The 16890-nt window shown below is 45.1% G+C and carries 15 protein-coding genes; 6 read left to right on the forward strand and 9 right to left on the reverse strand.

Features of this window, described 5'->3' with window-relative positions; all coding sequences use genetic code 11:
- Positions 1-22 precede the first annotated feature (22 nt).
- The 3 genes from mepA to SWP_RS20515 all read right to left on the reverse strand — a co-directional run bounded on the left by mepA (position 23) and on the right by SWP_RS20515 (position 4825).
- On the reverse strand, positions 23-877 hold the full coding sequence (mepA, locus tag SWP_RS20505; protein WP_044556564.1) for a penicillin-insensitive murein endopeptidase: 855 nt from the start codon (positions 875-877) through the stop codon (positions 23-25).
- Between the two features lie 106 nt (positions 878-983).
- Positions 984-3788, reverse strand: a complete 2805-nt coding sequence (locus SWP_RS20510; protein ID WP_020914577.1) for a PAS domain-containing hybrid sensor histidine kinase/response regulator — start codon at positions 3786-3788, stop codon at positions 984-986.
- Positions 3785-4825 carry a cytochrome-c peroxidase gene (locus SWP_RS20515; RefSeq protein WP_020914578.1) on the reverse strand — a complete coding sequence of 347 codons (1041 nt, stop codon included), beginning with the start codon at positions 4823-4825 and terminating at the stop codon, positions 3785-3787. The genes SWP_RS20510 and SWP_RS20515 overlap by 4 nt, the downstream gene beginning before the upstream one ends.
- A 268-nt stretch (positions 4826-5093) precedes the next feature.
- Here SWP_RS20515 and SWP_RS20520 point away from each other — a divergent pair, with 268 nt between their 5' ends.
- Entirely contained in the window at positions 5094-6356 is a 1263-nt protein-coding gene (locus tag SWP_RS20520; RefSeq protein WP_044556142.1) for an alpha/beta hydrolase, read from the forward strand.
- 320 nt (positions 6357-6676) lie between these two features.
- On the opposite strand, the gene SWP_RS20525 is transcribed toward SWP_RS20520, so the two are convergent.
- The 6 genes from SWP_RS20525 to SWP_RS20550 all read right to left on the reverse strand — a co-directional run bounded on the left by SWP_RS20525 (position 6677) and on the right by SWP_RS20550 (position 14064).
- Positions 6677-9925 carry an efflux RND transporter permease subunit gene (locus SWP_RS20525; RefSeq protein ID WP_020914580.1) on the reverse strand — a complete coding sequence of 1083 codons (3249 nt, stop codon included), beginning with the start codon at positions 9923-9925 and terminating at the stop codon, positions 6677-6679.
- A 12-nt stretch (positions 9926-9937) separates the two neighbouring features.
- Entirely contained in the window at positions 9938-11215 is a 1278-nt protein-coding gene (locus SWP_RS20530) for an efflux RND transporter periplasmic adaptor subunit (protein WP_020914581.1), read from the reverse strand.
- A gap of 11 nt (positions 11216-11226) precedes the next feature.
- The gene (locus SWP_RS20535; protein WP_044556143.1) at positions 11227-12534 is read right to left on the reverse strand and encodes a TolC family protein; all 1308 of its coding nucleotides are present in this window, start codon (positions 12532-12534) and stop codon (positions 11227-11229) included.
- 346 nt (positions 12535-12880) lie between these two features.
- On the reverse strand, positions 12881-13288 hold the full coding sequence (locus SWP_RS20540; protein WP_044556566.1) for a hypothetical protein: 408 nt from the start codon (positions 13286-13288) through the stop codon (positions 12881-12883).
- Positions 13289-13459: 171 nt separating this feature from the next.
- Entirely contained in the window at positions 13460-13636 is a 177-nt protein-coding gene (locus SWP_RS23745; protein WP_020914584.1) for a DUF3012 domain-containing protein, read from the reverse strand.
- 68 nt (positions 13637-13704) lie between these two features.
- Complete coding sequence (locus SWP_RS20550; RefSeq protein ID WP_020914585.1) at positions 13705-14064, reverse strand: SpoIIAA family protein; 360 nt, start codon at positions 14062-14064, stop codon at positions 13705-13707.
- A 197-nt stretch (positions 14065-14261) separates the two neighbouring features.
- Between SWP_RS20550 and arfB the strand changes: the two genes are divergently transcribed.
- The 5 genes from arfB to SWP_RS20575 all read left to right on the forward strand — a co-directional run bounded on the left by arfB (position 14262) and on the right by SWP_RS20575 (position 16842).
- On the forward strand, positions 14262-14684 hold the full coding sequence (gene arfB / locus SWP_RS20555; protein WP_020914586.1) for an alternative ribosome rescue aminoacyl-tRNA hydrolase ArfB: 423 nt from the start codon (positions 14262-14264) through the stop codon (positions 14682-14684).
- Between the two features lie 94 nt (positions 14685-14778).
- Positions 14779-15231 (forward strand): type II 3-dehydroquinate dehydratase, encoded by a 453-nt coding sequence (aroQ, locus tag SWP_RS20560; RefSeq protein WP_020914587.1) that lies wholly within the window; start codon positions 14779-14781, stop codon positions 15229-15231.
- A gap of 15 nt (positions 15232-15246) precedes the next feature.
- Positions 15247-15702 (forward strand): acetyl-CoA carboxylase biotin carboxyl carrier protein, encoded by a 456-nt coding sequence (accB, locus tag SWP_RS20565; RefSeq protein ID WP_020914588.1) that lies wholly within the window; start codon positions 15247-15249, stop codon positions 15700-15702.
- 25 nt (positions 15703-15727) lie between these two features.
- Positions 15728-16390 (forward strand): SDR family NAD(P)-dependent oxidoreductase, encoded by a 663-nt coding sequence (locus tag SWP_RS20570; protein ID WP_020914589.1) that lies wholly within the window; start codon positions 15728-15730, stop codon positions 16388-16390.
- A gap of 98 nt (positions 16391-16488) precedes the next feature.
- Entirely contained in the window at positions 16489-16842 is a 354-nt protein-coding gene (locus SWP_RS20575) for a hypothetical protein (RefSeq protein ID WP_020914590.1), read from the forward strand.
- Positions 16843-16890 lie beyond the last annotated feature (48 nt).

The following is a 16890-nucleotide window of genomic DNA, read 5'->3' on the forward strand; positions in this document are numbered from 1 at the left end:
GGGCTTATATTCAATATGAGTATTAAGAGCTCAGTAGCTGTGCACACTGCTTAGGTTTCGCTTTACTCTTCTTTTTAATTGCCTTATCTGCTGCTTTAGTTTTTGGCTTCAGTTTGGGCTGGGTGTATTGCTGTTTCCACCAGCTAAGTTCATTACAACCATTCCCCTTTGGGATAGGTGCTTGTTCAATACAATCGACATCATCTTCTGGGCAGTGCAGTCGAACATGCATATGATATGTATGCCCCCACCATGGACGCACTTTGTTTAGCCAAGCATCATTAGCAAGATCCATATCGCATAGATGCTGCTTAATGACAGGGCTAATAAAGATACGCGCCACACGGCTATCTTCAGCTGCTAATTGCACCATGCGGGTATGTTGTGCTTGCCACAGCTTGCTATCAAGCCTGAACTGCTTGGTATGAACAATATCAAACGGTTCTGGTTGAGCCAGTTGCATTACCGTTAATGCTTGTTCAGCAAGCTTGAACCAGATATCGACATCTAACCCTATCTGGTGACTAGAGTGACCATGGGTAAAGTTCCCTCCTCGCGGCATCGACATATCAGCAATGAGTAGATTAGATTTAGAGTATTGCCGGAAATGACTGCTGTAATCTTCAATAAACGAAATAAGCGTTGGATGACCAAAATAGCGTCGTCGTTCAGGACGAATAACTTCAAACCCTGGCCCCGATGAAGGCAGCGCTTTACCTCCCGCTAGGCAGCCATTAGCATAACTCCCAACAGCAGCGGCCACTCCATCAAATGGGCTGTTAACTTGCTCCCACGGGTTCGCAAATGTTATCGAGCTAAACAGCAAAAGAGCCGCACTTAACCACTGTAAGCCATAATAGAGACTGTATCTATTCACGCGCTTAAACCTCACCTCGCACCTTTAACAACGCTGACTTTTTATACCTTTGATATCAGTTTAAGCTATTTTCGATATGTTAAGCGGCCATTTACGCCGATGGATATTAGCTCACCTGGTTGCTTTTATTCTGTTGATGCAACCTGCTTATAAATCGCTGATTTTGATGTATATTAACTTCTAAAAGATTGATTAGGTGCTGCAACGATTCTAATGGTGGGATGACACCAGTTGCTGTTACCGCTTCAACTTCCTTAGCTAGATTATGCAATCGGCTGGCATAGTAGTTGGCCGCCATATCCTGAATGGAGTGCGCTAGAATATGGATATCCTTCACATCATCCTTATCAACGGCTTGTATAAGTTGAGTAATGGAATGTTCAGCAAAAACCTTAAATGAGTTAATCATTTTTTCTATTTCCGCATAATTACCATCGTGAATTTCGAGTAGCTGCTTGAAGTCGATATCGGCTTCTGTAATGTTAAGCTCCTCCTCTTTATGACGCGCCAGCGCCACAACCTTATTATCACGATTATCTGTTTGACTCACTTCATGGGCAAGGTGAGTTTTACAGATCAAATGTGCGTGCTGGCTAAGTGCATCTCTAAAACTTTGCTCCTGTAGCGGCTTAGTTAATACATGATTAGCACCTGCATTTATCATGTTGTCATGCGCTTGCTGAAAAACATCGGCTGTACAAGCAAAAATAGGAATATCCAACTTCAGTCGACTTCTTATCACTTTAGTTGCCTCAATGCCATCCATCTCAGGCATATGATTATCCATCACCACTAAGTCATACTGGTTGGTTTGCACCATTTTAATCGCTTCCAATCCGTTGATAGCCACATCGGCGACATGACCCAAACGCTGGCAGAATGTCTTAGCCACTAAGGCATTTATCTTATTATCCTCAGCAATTAATATATTAATGCTGTCAGGTAAATTGCTTGGTGCTATACCTTTGCTCACAGTATTTTCAGCCTGAACTCTAGCCTGCTCGATAACCAAGAAAATGGCGAAGCGAGTGCCTTTATCCACCTGACTTGTGATTGAAATTGTACCGCCCATTAGCTCCACCAATTGCTTAACGATGGATAACCCTAATCCGGTACCACCGTATTGACGAGTGGTTGAAGACTCCGCTTGCACGAATGGGTCAAAGATCGATGCCAACCGCTCCGGCCTAATCCCTATGCCAGTATCAATGATTGTGGCTTCTATCCCTTGCTGACCTTCGGCATTAACCCCTTGCTTAAATAGAAGAGAGACACTTCCCTGCTCAGTAAACTTAACGGCATTGCTTAATAAGTTATAAATGACCTGCCTTATACGTGACTTATCTCCCTTAAAGCACTGCTTTTCATCAATTTCATTTTGCACAATCAGCTGGATATTTTTTTCGTCACAGATTGGCTCATAGGTTTTGCTAATAGGCTCAAGCACGCTATTAAAACGAAAGAGCTCACTCTCAAGTTCTAGTTTACCCTGCTCTACTTTAGAAAAATCGAGAATATCATTGAGTAACGAAGTCAAATGGTTACCCGATTCCAGCAATATTTGGATCTGCTTTCGATGCTCAGGGTTATCCAAATTTGGCTCAATAATTTGTGCCATGCCTAGGATGCCGTTAAGAGGCGTTCTTAATTCATGACTCATTGTTGCTAAGAAGGTTGATTTTGCTTTATTGGAAATGTCAGCCTTAATCACCGCTTTAGCTAAATCATCCTGCATCTGCTTGCGCGCAGTGGTATCCCTTTCAACCGCGATAAAGTTACTAATATCGCCATCACTATCCGTAACGGCGCTAATGGTCATATCAACCCAATAGGGTGTTCCATCCTTGTGGTAGTTTACAACTTCAGAAGCTATCGATTTTCCGGCTTTTATGGCTCGGCTAATTTTATCTACATCCCCCTTTTCTGTCTCCTGTCCTTGTAAGATACTTCCCGGCTTCTTACCCTCAAGATCGGCGAGCGTATAGCCTGAGATAGTCGTAAAACCTTTATTAAGCCAAGTCACAAAACCCTGTTTATCAGTGATGATAAAACCATCCTGCGCATGTTCGGCAACCAAAGCCAGCATCTCCTTCTCTTGCTCTGAAGCCACTAAGCTTTCCAGTATCCTCCGCTCTTTTCGGCTCTGCTCTTGCACCTGCACTCGGTAATATAGAGAGAATATAACTACCAGCAACATACAACTGACCAATAGACTCTGTTTAGTACCTTCTACGACTGATAACCAAAAAAACTCTTGCTCATTAATGTCTTCTCTTACCTTGGCATTCAATACCTGCTGAGTTTTAGAAGAAATATCCTGTTTAATCCGCGCTAATATTTGTGAGTGTATACGTAAGCTCTTAAAACTATTGGATGACGCCAGCTCAGGGCTCACCTGAGTAGACATGGCGAGCTCCATGGTTTGGCCAATCATATGTAAGCGGTCATCGCTATTTGGCATTTCCTGCCACAACTCTTGTTGCAGTAAATTGATAGTATGCTTTGAATATTCTTGTGAAATCTTCAATCTTAAAATGGTTTCAAGGTCAGCCACCAATGAGGCAACGGAAGCCGATAAGCGATTAGCATTCAGCACGATTTGAGGATCACTGAGTAGCGCCCTCGCAATCACTGACAAATTATTGGGTTGTAAGCTCTTTTGTAACTGCTGGACATGCCTCTCGGTGCCAACGAGTGCATCAGAGATGGAGTCATAATCTTTACCATTAGTCACTTCTATTTTAAAAATATCATCCCTAACAGACAAAACATTGTGGCTTAACTCGGTATAGGCATGCTGATACTGCTGTACGATATAAACTTTAGCGATAAAAATCACAATGGCGGATAAAGCCACTGTAGCCAGCAGTACCAACCAACTGGAGCGAGCCTTATAGCTTAAATTGATCATTTTCTCAGCTCCTTAAGAATAGGAGGGTTAGGGGCCGTAAGTGAATCAAGGAATGCAATGAGCTCCACTACCGTTGTCGCTTCCAAGTCCTTGCCTAGTTGGACTTTTGCCATCACTAAGACAGCCTCTTCTAAGCTTTGAGCCCGTCCATCATGAAAGTAGGGAGGAGTAAGTGCTACGTTCCTTAAACTCGGTACGCGATAAACATATTTATCGTTAATATCATTGGTTTGCTGGTAACGCCCGAGATCGCTATTAAGGGTTTCTACCGGCTCCACACTGCCAAACTTTTGAAATAAGTTACCACCAATATTGCGCCCTTGATGACAATAAATGCAGCCCAAATCCTGAAACTTTTCCCACCCTAAGATAGCGGCTTGGGGCATAGCATTGGCTTCACCCTTTAGGTATTTATCAAACGGCGCACCTGGTGTATTGAGCTGCATCATAAAGGTGATTAATGCATCTTTTATGGTGTCTTCGGTGATCACCTCATCATAATGTTTAGCAAATGCACTTTGGTAACTCGCCTGACTGGATAGCCGCGCTGCAATATCCCCCCAATTGCTGTTCATCTCTAATGGATTGTGAATCGGGCCATCTATCTGTTCATATAAGCTATTTGCACGTCCGTCCCAAAAAAAACGAGTGTTCAAACCAATATTAAAGACTGTCGGTGAGTTCCGATTGCCCTCGCCTTTCACTCCTTTGGAAACCCTAATATCTTCCGCTCCATTATCGTAAATATGGTGGCAAGACTCGCAGCTTACTTCGCCATTTGAGGACAATTGAGGATCCAAGAAAAGTCTTAGACCTAAAGCGATATGAGGCTTTTGCTCTTGTTCGAATACAAATGTGGGAACAGCGACAATTGAGGCATAATGAGGAGGAGTGTCAGTTTGCTCTAAAGAAGATTGCTTTTTGTTACTTTCAACCTTGTTAACAAAACTTGTCTGTTCTTTAAAGCTTAGATAAAGATATCCGCTGAAACAGATCACGATGACAGCTGCAATCGCCCAGCGATATTTGAATATCATGCTTAACCTCCCTGTACCTATGAGTAGCACTCCATCGCTACAACTTTTTTAGTGTAGTAAAAACGTTTGATAATGCGAGTAATCGACTAAATATTTCATTAATCAGCTAAAACCGGTTAGTGCTTAAAAAATGGGAAAACGCCTGTTATATATAGCCTTCACTAACACTTCACCAAGGATTACATGACACTTCACCGGCAGGATGTTTTTTTGCTGCTCAAAAGCACTAAGCTGATAACACCTCATCAAACCTACTAGATTGAATATAATGAAAACACTGTCATACCGATTAAATACTCTTCTGGCACTCCTGCTTACGCTTATCGTTTATAGTGATGTTGCCGCTAAAACCTTCGACATTCAGCGACTAGAAAACACAGTCTCTCGTGATACTGAATATCAACATCAATCTAGCGTACTGAAACAAGCTAGGCGTTTTATGATATCTCTCCCCGAGCGCTATTATGCTAGCGACAGACGTTATCCGACCTTGTATGTCATCGATGCAGACTTTCAGTTTCAACATGTATCCTCAGTAACTAAACATCTTGCCCGCATGGGAAAAATCCCCCCAATGATTGTCGTGGGAATTGCCAATCAAGGTGATGATGACTATCTATTTACTACAACCTGGAAGGTCGAAGGTGATAAGGCTTTTGGCGGTGCCGAACTATTTCAGCAATACCTAGTCAACGAACTGGTTCCCTTAATTGATACCGAGTTTAAGAGCAATAATCAAAAGGCCTTAGCCGGCTACTCACTCGGTGGATTGTTCACTCTTTACAGTATGATGCAGGAACACAGTCCATTTAATGCTTATCTAGCCATGAGCCCAAGTGCTTGGTTCGACGACTATAGTGTTAGCAGTAAAATAGCTCTCAAATTACAGCAAAATAAATTAACCGCGCCTGTGTTTCTTTCCGTTGCTCGTGAAGAGGATATGGGAGTGGATAAACTCGCCACCGTGTTTGAATCCTCTGCTAAGGAGTCACTGCAATGGCAATTTAAGCATTACCCGACCGAGAACCATTTCACAACCGCCCTGCCGGCACTGAATGACGCTCTACAATTTCTAGCACCAAACTATGCTACTGACGGCACGGATATGGTGGAAATTGGCGACTATAATGCTGTTATCAAACACTTCCAAGGGTTGCAACAACAATGGGGTGGCTTTCAGTTTGAATGGTTACACGCTTATCAGTTTGCCAAATACCTATTTTGGTCGAAGCAGGTTACTAAAGTAGACGAAATACTCGCTGCGATTAAACAGCATTTTCCAGAGTCATTAACGATTGTCAGCATTGAGGTCGCCAAAGGGTTACTCATTAAGGGAGATAACCAACATGCTAAAACCATACTAGAGAACGTAAAGCTAGAGGGGGAGCAAAGTCCAAATTGGCACAAACAGCTCAGCCTTTACTACAAGGCAGAAGGCGATGAAAAAAGAGCTCAGCAGCACTTTGAAAAAGCACTCGCCTTGGCAGACAAATATCAATTGGAGAGCTGGGAGGTGTGGGAGCTTAAATAACCTCATCATTGCACACTAAAATAAAAAGCGGAGCAATCCAGCTCCGCGTACTAAATTAACTGGCCGTAACATGAGCCTTGATTAAGCAGATCAGGCAACCTCGAGACAAATTAAAGCGCGACTAAAAATCGCTCAACTTGCCGCGTCTTAACCAAACAACACATGCCAAAGTGACCAGCCAACCGTAACAATATAAGGCTAAATAGGTGGATCAGGCAGACTAATGCTGAACACCGACTTCAACCCCCTTTAGCGGCCCTGCCAAAGAAAACCTTCAGCGCCCTTACCACAGTTGATGTCGGGCGCTTACACTAACCCCATTAATCCAGAGCTTCAAAATCCTTGCTCAGACCTTTGTTAGCGCGATCTTGGTACAACCAGCGATACAATGTTGGCAGCACTAATAATGTCAACGCTGTCGAGCTGAACAGACCACCAATAATCACAATTGCTAGCGGCTGCTGAATTTCGCTACCGACCCCGGATGAAATTAAGATAGGGATCAAGCCCAGTGCAGAGGTCAGTGCTGTCATCAGAACTGGACGCAAGCGACCAACAGTGCCTTCATAAACCGCTTCAAAAAGAGACTCATTCGACTCTGACTTGACGCTCGCTCGACGCTGATTTATCGAATCCACCAGTACCACACCGTTAAGGACGGCCACACCAAATAGGGTGATAAAGCCAATCGAACTTGGCACAGAAAGATAAGTGCCACTGACATACAAAGCCACTACGCCGCCAATCAATGCTAATGGTACATTAGCCATAATTAGCCCGACCTGCTTAATTGAGCCAAACGAGAAATACAATAGCAGTGCAATCAATGCTATAGAGATAGGCACCACTAACATTAGCTTCTGCTGAGCACGTTGTTGGTTTTCATATTGGCCGCCAACCACAACAGTGTAACCTGGTGGCAATTCAGCTTGTGGTACCACGGCATAAATGTCGTTTACCACCGAGCCCATATCACGGCCTGCTACGTTTGCTTGCACGACCACACGACGCTGTACATCATCACGGCGAATATTGGGAGGTGCCATCTCGATAACAACATCGGCCACTTCACCTAAACGTACCGTGGCACCATTAGCGCCGCTTAATAGTAAGTCACGCAATGCGTCAGGTGCACTACGGTACTCTTCAGCCAATCGCACATTAATATCGTAGCGAGCGTTACCATCAATCACCTGCCCCGCGCTCACACCGCCGATCCCCTGACTCACTAAGCCCATTACGGTATCAACGCTGATCCCGTAACGCGCTAACAGATCACGCTTTGGACGTACCACCAGTTGTGCTTCACCACTCACCTGCTCCAAGGACACATCCACTGCACCAGGAATATTAGCCACCAAATCGGTTAACACCTGACCGCGCTCAGACAACACATCTAAGTCGGGACCAAAGATCTTAATCGCTAGCTGAGCTTTTACCCCTGACAGCAATTCATCAACACGAGTCGCAATAGGTTGTGAGAAGGTAAATAACAGACCAGGGTAGATACTGAGTCTCTCCTCCATCTTACGCTGCAACTCTAGACGTGTTTCTGCATGTTCCCATTGTTCAATCGGCTTGAGTCCAATATAGATTTCAATGTTACTCACAGGCTCTGGATCGCCGCCCAGTTCAGGGGCACCGATACGGCTCAGCGCATAGTCAACTTCAGGAAACTCAAGCAACATAGCTTCAAGTTTAGGAGCAACTTCTAAAGAGGTGCCTAAGCTCGCAGTCGGTGCTAATGTCACCCGCAGGTTAATCGTCCCCTCCTCTAGTTCTGGGACAAACTCTGTACCCAGTCTTGGTAGCAACATCATGCTCATAGCAAACATCACAACGGCAGTAATCACCACTACTTTCGGTTTCGCCATTGTAGCGCTCAATAACTTACGGTACCCCGCTTCAATTGGCTTAAGCACTGCACTTTCTTTTAGCGTAACACCACGTTTAAACAGATAAACGGCTAACGCTGGTACAGCAATAAGTGCCACTAACAACGCAGAGATCATCGCCAAAATGATACTAATGGCCATGGGTTGGAACAGCTTGCCTTCAACACCTTCTAAAGCGAATAGTGGGGCAAAGACTACGATGATAATAGCTGTCGCAAAAAAGATTGGGCTACACACCTCTTTTGCAGCCAGCATCACACGCATCGCAATACCGCTACGCTCACCCGCATCAATACCATCTTCATCTGCATGATGTGGGTCAACTTCACCTGAAGCACGTGCTTGCGCCTCGGATAAATGACGTCTATCTGGCTGTGTTAGGTGTTTGAAGATGTTTTCAACCATCACCACCGAACCATCTACCAACATACCAATCGCTACCGCCAAGCCTCCAAGCGACATCAAGTTCGCAGACATACCAAAGTAAGACATCACCATCAGCGCCAAACCAATCGATACTGGGATCGACAGCAGCACCAACATAGTGGCGCGAATGTTGACTAAAAACAGCGCCAAGATCACCACGATAAACACAAATGCCATTAGCAATGCGTCACGCACTGTCTCCACCGCTTTATCGACTAAGTCTGCTTGATCATAAAAAACTTCGAACGACACACCTTCAGGCAGGGCCTGTTCGATTAAAGCGGTACGCTCACTGATATCATCAATGGTTGCTTTAGTATTTGCGCCCATACGCTTAAGTACTACGCCAGCAACAACCTCACCGAGTGCCTGTTGATTACCAGCCTCATCACGGCGCGTCATGGTGACAGCACCAACGCGGATCTCACTGCCGTATTCAACATTAGCAATATCGCTCACGCGTACCGGTGTACCTGCCACTTCAGCAACAGGGATCTGGGTAATCGCTTTTAAACCAGCATCACCCGCTGGCAACAAACCATAACCACGCACAACGAGCTGCTCTTGACCTTGGTCCATAAACCAACCACCCGCGTTGCGGTTGTTGCTCTCTAATGCACTCGTCACTTGCTCCATGGACAGGCCATAGCTGCGCATTTTATTCGGGTCGATCTGCACTTGATATTGACGCACCTCACCACCAAACGACAGCACCTCAGTCACGCCACCTACTGGCATCATAATAAGCTTAACGAGGTAGTCATTCAGGCTTCGTAGCTCTGACGCATCAACGCCTGAACCTGGCTCAGCCCGTAGAATGTACTGGTAGATCTGTCCTAAGCCAGAGGTATTTGGGCCAATTTCAGGCACCCCAACCCCATCAGGGATCATCTCTCTCGCTGCCTGCAATTGCTCAAATACTTGCTGGCGAGCAAAATAGATATCAGTTCCCTCAGCAAATACCACCGTGACAATTGACAAGCCCGTGCGCGACAGTGAGCGAACTTCTGTTACTGAAGGCAGCGCGTACATGGCCGACTCAACAGGATAACTAATTAGCTTTTCGACTTCTTCAGCCGCAAGCCCTTCCGCTGCCGTATTCACTGTCACCTGAACGTTAGTTACATCAGGGAAAGCATCTAGATTAAGTTTTGGCAGCATAGCTGCACTGGCAATCACCGCAGCTAAAAGCGCGAGCACCACCATCAGACGATTGCGGATCGCAGCGTCTATTAATTTCTGTAACATAGTGAGCGCCTCTTAGTGGTTGTGAATATCGAAGCCAGACTTCGCTTGCTCTGAAGACAAGAAAAATGCACCTGAAACAACAACGTTAGAACCTGATGCTAAACCGCGAACTAAGTTCATACCGCGTTGACGTTCAACCACTTCAACCTCTTGAGCCTCAAAACCATCTTCATCTTCAATAAACACCTGCCAGTCTCCATCGCCACCGCGTGTCAGCGCTGAATCTGGCAAAATGACTCCACCTTGCTGCGCGTCAGGAAGATAAAGTTCAGCAAACTGCCCAGCATGTAAAACATGACCTGAATTTTCAAAGCTCACTAAGATCTGCTCAGTACGGGTGACGCTATCGAGTTCATGTGAACGGCCAATAATTTTAGCTTCTAGGCTCTTATCGCCGACTTTGACGATTGCTTTGCTACCAATACTGACTTTTTCAGCTTGAGCTGGAGTCAGCTCTGCTTGCACCCAAAGATGTGACTCATCAGTAAGCTGCATCAGTGCTGTGCCTGCAGGAATAACTTGCCCTAACATGGCTAAGTCTTGCTGGACACGGCCGGTAATCGGCGCGAGTAATTGATAACTGCCGATCGTTTCAGGGTTCGAAGCCAATGCTTTAATCTGCTTTGGCGTCATCTTCATTGCCTCAAGCGTGGCTCGCTTAAGCTCTGCGTCTACCTGAGCTTGCAGTCGACGGCTTGCACTCACTGCACTCTTACTCATGCGCTTAACTCGGCTCCATTCAGCTTCAGCATTGATATAATCTGCTTGTGCTTGAGCGACAGCAACACCACCTAAAGTCAGCAAAACATCGCCTTGCTGCACTTCCTGACCAGGCACAACATTGCGTTTTTGTACGCGTACATCGACCTGTGGCGCGATAGTGATAGTACGGTCACGGTCAACCACCAAGGTTGCTGTTGCAACCGCTTCTAAACTGAAGCTTTGCTCCGTTAAGCTGATCACCTTGATAGCTGCCAACTCACGCTGTTCAGGCGTTAGCTTTAGTGCGTCCAGCCCATGCTCTTCTTCCGCCTCACCAGCAGCGCCATGGCCGTGACCATCATCCTCGGTAACAACCGCTTTAGCGGGCGCCTCTTCAGCATGATCATGACCATCGCCAGCATTTGCCACCAAAGGCATGATAAACGCGCTACTTATTGCCATGAATAGACCAAAGCTCATTGCGCGCGTAATCGCATTGAGACCAAAAACTGCTTTTTGAGTTTGCTTAACCGTTGACGTATTCATATATTCTGCCGTATTCATGCTATCTGTTTTAATATTTTTCATAATCAAAGCCCTTACTTAATTGTTGAGCGCGCTGTCTGTGAAAGCTGGCGATTTAGATAGAACTCAAGTTGTCCACTGGTTCCCATCCATGTCAGCCAGTTTTCATATAGGGCTGATTCCAAATCGAGTCCCGCTAGGTAGCTGTTACTCATCTGTCTTTGACTTTGCAGGTAATCACTGGTGTTTATGTCACCGGTCTGCCACAACTGTGCCAAGTTCTTTGCCGCTTCAGAGCCAGAAGTAAGCACTAACTCACTCCAATCTTGATAACGCTTAGTGAGCCTAGGTAGGCTCAATGAAAACTGCTTTTGCTGTTGCAGTAATACGCGCTCCTTGGCAAGGTAAGTTTGTTCAGCGATAGTGATCCCTTCGTTTGCCACTGCGATCACTTCACTGTAGTTATTTCTAAATTGCAGCGGAATAGAAACCCCTACTCCCACCTTGTTCTCGTTGCCTTCTCGTTCGGCGCTCAAGCTAATGGTTGGATCGGCCGCTGTCTCAGCCTTCGCTTGCTTAACCGCCACTCTGGCAACAAGTACTTGCTGATAGGCACTTTTCAGTGCTGGCAGTTCAGGAGAAACCTCAATCTTGCTTGACTGAATGCTAAGAGCATTAAGGAAATCGGCAAAAGGCAATTCAACTTCGCCAAACAAACCAAGTACTGCACCGTCGGCAGCAATTGAAGCTTGTTCTGCAAGCGCATAATCTGCTGCATTACTGGCGACTTCAAGCTCCATTAACTGCAACTCGACAGCAGATATGTCACCCACCTCCACCCTTTGACGAGCAATACTCAACTGAGCTTTAGCACGCTTAAATTGCTGTTGCTGAAACTGCAGCGCTTTTTTGGCTTGTCCCTGATTGGCTAATGCTTGCAGCCGCTCAGCCAACATTTGGCTACGCTCAAGGGTAATATCAGATAATAATATTTCACTCTCAAGCAGCGCTTTACGTGTGGCGACTCCCCGTTTATCGCCCCAATCAATAGTTTGGCTAATATCGAGAGTGTAGGTGTCGTCGGTTGCATTTTGATAGTTCATACCCAGTTCAGGGTTATAAACGGCTCTGTCTGCAGCCTGTATGCTTAGTTGCGCTTGCTGGCGACGCGCACTCTGCGCTTGAATCTCTGGTAGTGCGTTAAAACGCGACATCACTTGAGGTAGCCAATCGTTAAACTGAGCTAGGCTACTATTCGATACGCTTAACTGCGAGGTAGGCACTGCTGCCATTAAGTCTGCTTCTGCTGCTATTGCCTGAGAGGTGATGGCACTACCGGCCAAATACCCTAGTAACAGAGTGGCGATCATGGTTTTTTTCATCGCGGATCCTATCTATCCGGCAACACTCTTCATTAAGTACCTATTGAGCGCCATATTAGGCCGACTCAAATATGTCTTAATCAAAAAGTGTATATACCGAATTTCATACAAACTGCTGAAAACTCAATAGTCTTTGGCAGGTCTGTATCAATCTTTATAGAACAGCATGGATAAGCTACTAACATTCAAACATGGCGTTTCACACCCGTTAAGAACACTACTTGAGGCTTTATTCATACTCATTAGAATGTAAAGATTCAGCACGGTTCGCATAAACCGTCGAGCTAACTGACAACCAAAGGTGCAGACTTAACTCAAGCGGTAGAGACGCTAATGCTGGAAAGGATCAAACTATTGGAGGGCGGTAATCTTGTCGCTGAACAGGAGGGAAATATTGTTTCTCTCCGCTAACGAGCATGTCACCTGCTGGCGCAGATGGTGTTATTGATTCAATTGACATAGCGGTCACATGACCACCATGGCAAGGGCAGTCAAGACACAGATCAAAGCTCTGAGATTCAGTCTTAACGACAGTATGTTGATGTTTTTCGGCGTCAGCCTGGTCGCTCTGTTGTAACTCAAGAGGACAGGTACAGTCATCTACACATTGAGCAAAAGTGGTGACATCAGCCGTAAACTGGATATGTGGGTGAGATTCACTCTCCACCTCATGATCACCTAAATGTAGCTGGTGCGCGCCGAGATTGCCGCCTGCAAACTGCAGGAGCACAATAGCGATAAGCACTGTTGCCATCTTTAGGAGGTTTTGAGGGGCAAATAAACGCAAATTTCACCTTTATAATCGAGACTAAAACATACTAGAACTTGTACATAGGACTAGCATAATATCCTAAAGTTCACTGCAAACAACTTTTATATTTTAATAATGACGTTCTAATGCTATTAAGTGACGACTTAACTAACACTATTTAAATACACAATGTTTAGCGTAATCAGCAGCTTCATTAGCGGTCCAATCACCGGATGGCTTTTCACTCATCTGTTTACACCAAGCTTCACTGCCAACTTCTGGTGCGCAACCTGTCACAGCCAAAGCTAAAACGAGTGCAAAACCTGCTACTGAAAATTTTGATACAGACATCCATTTATCCTTTTATCGTCGAGAGTATTCCAGACTCAATTTCCGTTATTATACCCAATAATGATGCCCTAGGTACGTACCGCAATCCAATTCATCGCCTCTTGCTTTTGTTCTAATGGAAACCAAGCGACCTCGCCCTGCATAAACGGTCCAAGTAATCTCACCGCGTTGCCAAACCAATCAGGGCCTCCAACCAAAACCAATGCGTCAAAGTTGGGTAATTGTACCTCGCCACTGCCCGCTAATGACTGATGCTCCCATCCCTCTAGCAAAACATCAGCCTCAACGTATAAACACACTTTACCCGTATTACCTTGATACTTCTCGATCATCGGCTGTAGGATTTGGCCGTAATCTTCAGTCGACAAACGACCGCTGGCAAACAAACTAATGACGCCTTTAGTGATATCTGGAATTTTACACAGCATATATATCCAAGCTCCTAGGCCCTAGCGACTAGACTTATAATGTCGAATCGATAATTGCTCGATAATAGCAAATCAAAATTGAAGGAAAAGCGGCTTAAGCCCTTATTTTAGCTTAAAGTCTGTTAACATTGACCTTCATCAAGCTTAGCATCATCAGCTCGGGCTTGAAATGAACCTTTTACAGTGGACATTATTCATTGGCATTAATAAAAATATCCAACGCAGTTTCTATTCAAGATAGTGAACTTGAATGGCAGTTTATCCGCTCCAGCGGTGCAGGAGGTCAACACCTTAATAAAGTGTCGACAGCGGCTCAGCTTATCTTTGATATTAAAAACTCCTCTTTGCCTGAGTTTTACCAAGCACGACTGCTTGCAAAAGCCGATCATAGAATCACTAAAAGTGGCAAAATCATCATCAAATGCCAGCAAAGTCGCAGCCAAGATTTTAACCGTCAAACAGCACTTGAGCAGTTTATCGCATTAGTAGCCAGCGTAGCCGCGGTACAAAAGAAGCGTATTGCCACCAAGCCTACTAAAGGTAGCCAGCGACGAAGAATGGATGCAAAAAAACACAAAGGCGCAACTAAAGCCCTCAGGCAGAACAAAAGCGGCTATTAGTAGGTTGATAAAAATCTGAGTTCGACAAGCGCGTGTTTTTTTGTTGAAATCAATATCTCGCGCACTCTAATCGATTTATCCAAGGGAATTTTTCATGAGCAGCCAAGCCAAAGTATTACTCGTAAATGGTCCTAATTTGAATTTGCTCGGCCGCAGAGAGCCTGGCCATTATGGTCATCACACCCTTGAGCAAATAGTGAGTGACTTACAGCAACAAGCCGCAGATGCCAATCTCCAGCTTGAGCATATCCAGTCAAACGCTGAGCACCTTTTAATTGAAGCAATTCACAACACCGATGCAGACTTTGTGATTATCAATCCTGCAGCATTCACTCATACCAGTGTCGCACTGCGCGATGCGCTCTTAGGCGTGGCGATTCCTTTTATTGAAGTACACCTATCCAATGTGCATAGCCGTGAGCCATTTCGACATCACTCCTACTTTTCAGACAAAGCAGTGGGCATTATTTGCGGCTTAGGTGCTCAAGGGTATCAATTTGCGTTGCAATCAGTAATAGCTCAATTGAAAGCCTCACAACAGAAATAAGGTCAGGCTATAAATATGGATATTCGTAAAATAAAGAAGCTAATTGAGTTAGTGCAAGAGTCTGATATTGCAGAGTTAGAGATCAAAGAGGGTGAAGAATCGGTGCGTATTTGTCGCCATAGCCCAGTGCCAATGCAAGCTGGAGCTCAAACCTACTTAGCCCCCGCAAGCAGCGTTGCCGCCGCTATTGCAACGCCTAACCTTGGTCATCTCAGTAGCAATATCGATGACACTGATATTCATACATTGCTATCGCCGATGGTGGGTACTGTTCATCTAAATGATAGAAACAGCGGCAAGCCTTTATGCTATGTAGGCCAACAGGTGAAACAGGGTGACATAGTGTGCGTCATTGAAGCCATGACCATGATCAATAGCATCGCGGCAGACAAAAGTGGCACGATCAGCAAGTTATTAATTGAAGATGGCGAGCAGGTTGATTTCGAGCAAGCAATCTTAGTCATCGAGTAAACTTGTTTTAAGAGGTTAAACCATAATGATTCTAATCACTGGTGCAAGTTCTGGTTTAGGTGCCGCATTAGCAAAAATCTACAGCCAAGAGATGCCTGTTTGCATCAGCGGTCGTAATCCGCAGCGCCTAAAGGCAGTCGCAACATCAGTTGACGGCGAAATAAATACTCACGCCTGCGATTTAACTGATGAGCAATCAGTGGTTTCCCTGTTTGACTCACTAGTTCACACACCCTCGACCATTATTCATTGTGCAGGTAGTGGCTACTTCGGTCCGATAGAGCAACAATCGCCATCAGCGATTAAAGACCTATTGAATAACAATGTGACCTCGGCAATTATGCTACTACGCGAAGCGGTTAAGCGTTACAAAAGTAAGCCAGTCACTGTGGTGATGGTGATGTCGACCGCAGCTCAATTAGCCAAAGCTGAAGAGTCAACTTACTGCGCTTCTAAATGGGCTGTCCGCGGCCTTGTGGAATCGGTAAGGTTAGAATTAAAAGGCCAGCCGATGAAACTCATTGCTGTATACCCTGGCGGTATGGCGACCCCTTTTTGGAACACAAGTGGCAAGAGCCTCAATACCGATAGTTTTATGAGCGCAGAGGAAGCTGCAACTATGCTAAAGCAAGCGCTCAGTGCAACCGAGCATGGTTATGTATCGGACATCACCATTAACCGCAGTTAAGGCAAATCTCGAGATCAAAAGTATAGAGCTAAAAAATGAATCGCTTTCTATACTTAACGAAACTGGCTGATGTTAACCAAAATTCTTTAAGGGGTTTTATGCGAAGCGGCCTTATATTCTTTACCTGTACAGCGCTATGCTTATTTATTGCTTACCACGCTTATTTTTTCATTATGCCTTCCGTTGAAATCAACAACCAATCAGGGCAACTCCTCACCCGTGTAGAAGTCACTCTTCCTAACAACAATCTAGTATTCGATAATATTGAGCCATCGCAAAGTATGCGCATACATCACAGCACAGAGCAGGCCGACGGTGAGTATCATTACCAAGTTAGGTTATCGTCGGGAAAACAGATCAAAGGTAGTTGTGGTTACGTGACCCATGGTCAATACATGAAGGTGCTAACTATCAGCATAGACGGCGACCATAAGCTGCACTGTGTGGAGTAACATAGATAGACTCTCAGTGTTACTAGCTTTAACTATAAAAAAGCAGCC

The sequence above is a fragment of the Shewanella piezotolerans WP3 genome (genome assembly GCF_000014885.1).
Lineage (GTDB): Bacteria > Pseudomonadota > Gammaproteobacteria > Enterobacterales > Shewanellaceae > Shewanella > Shewanella piezotolerans.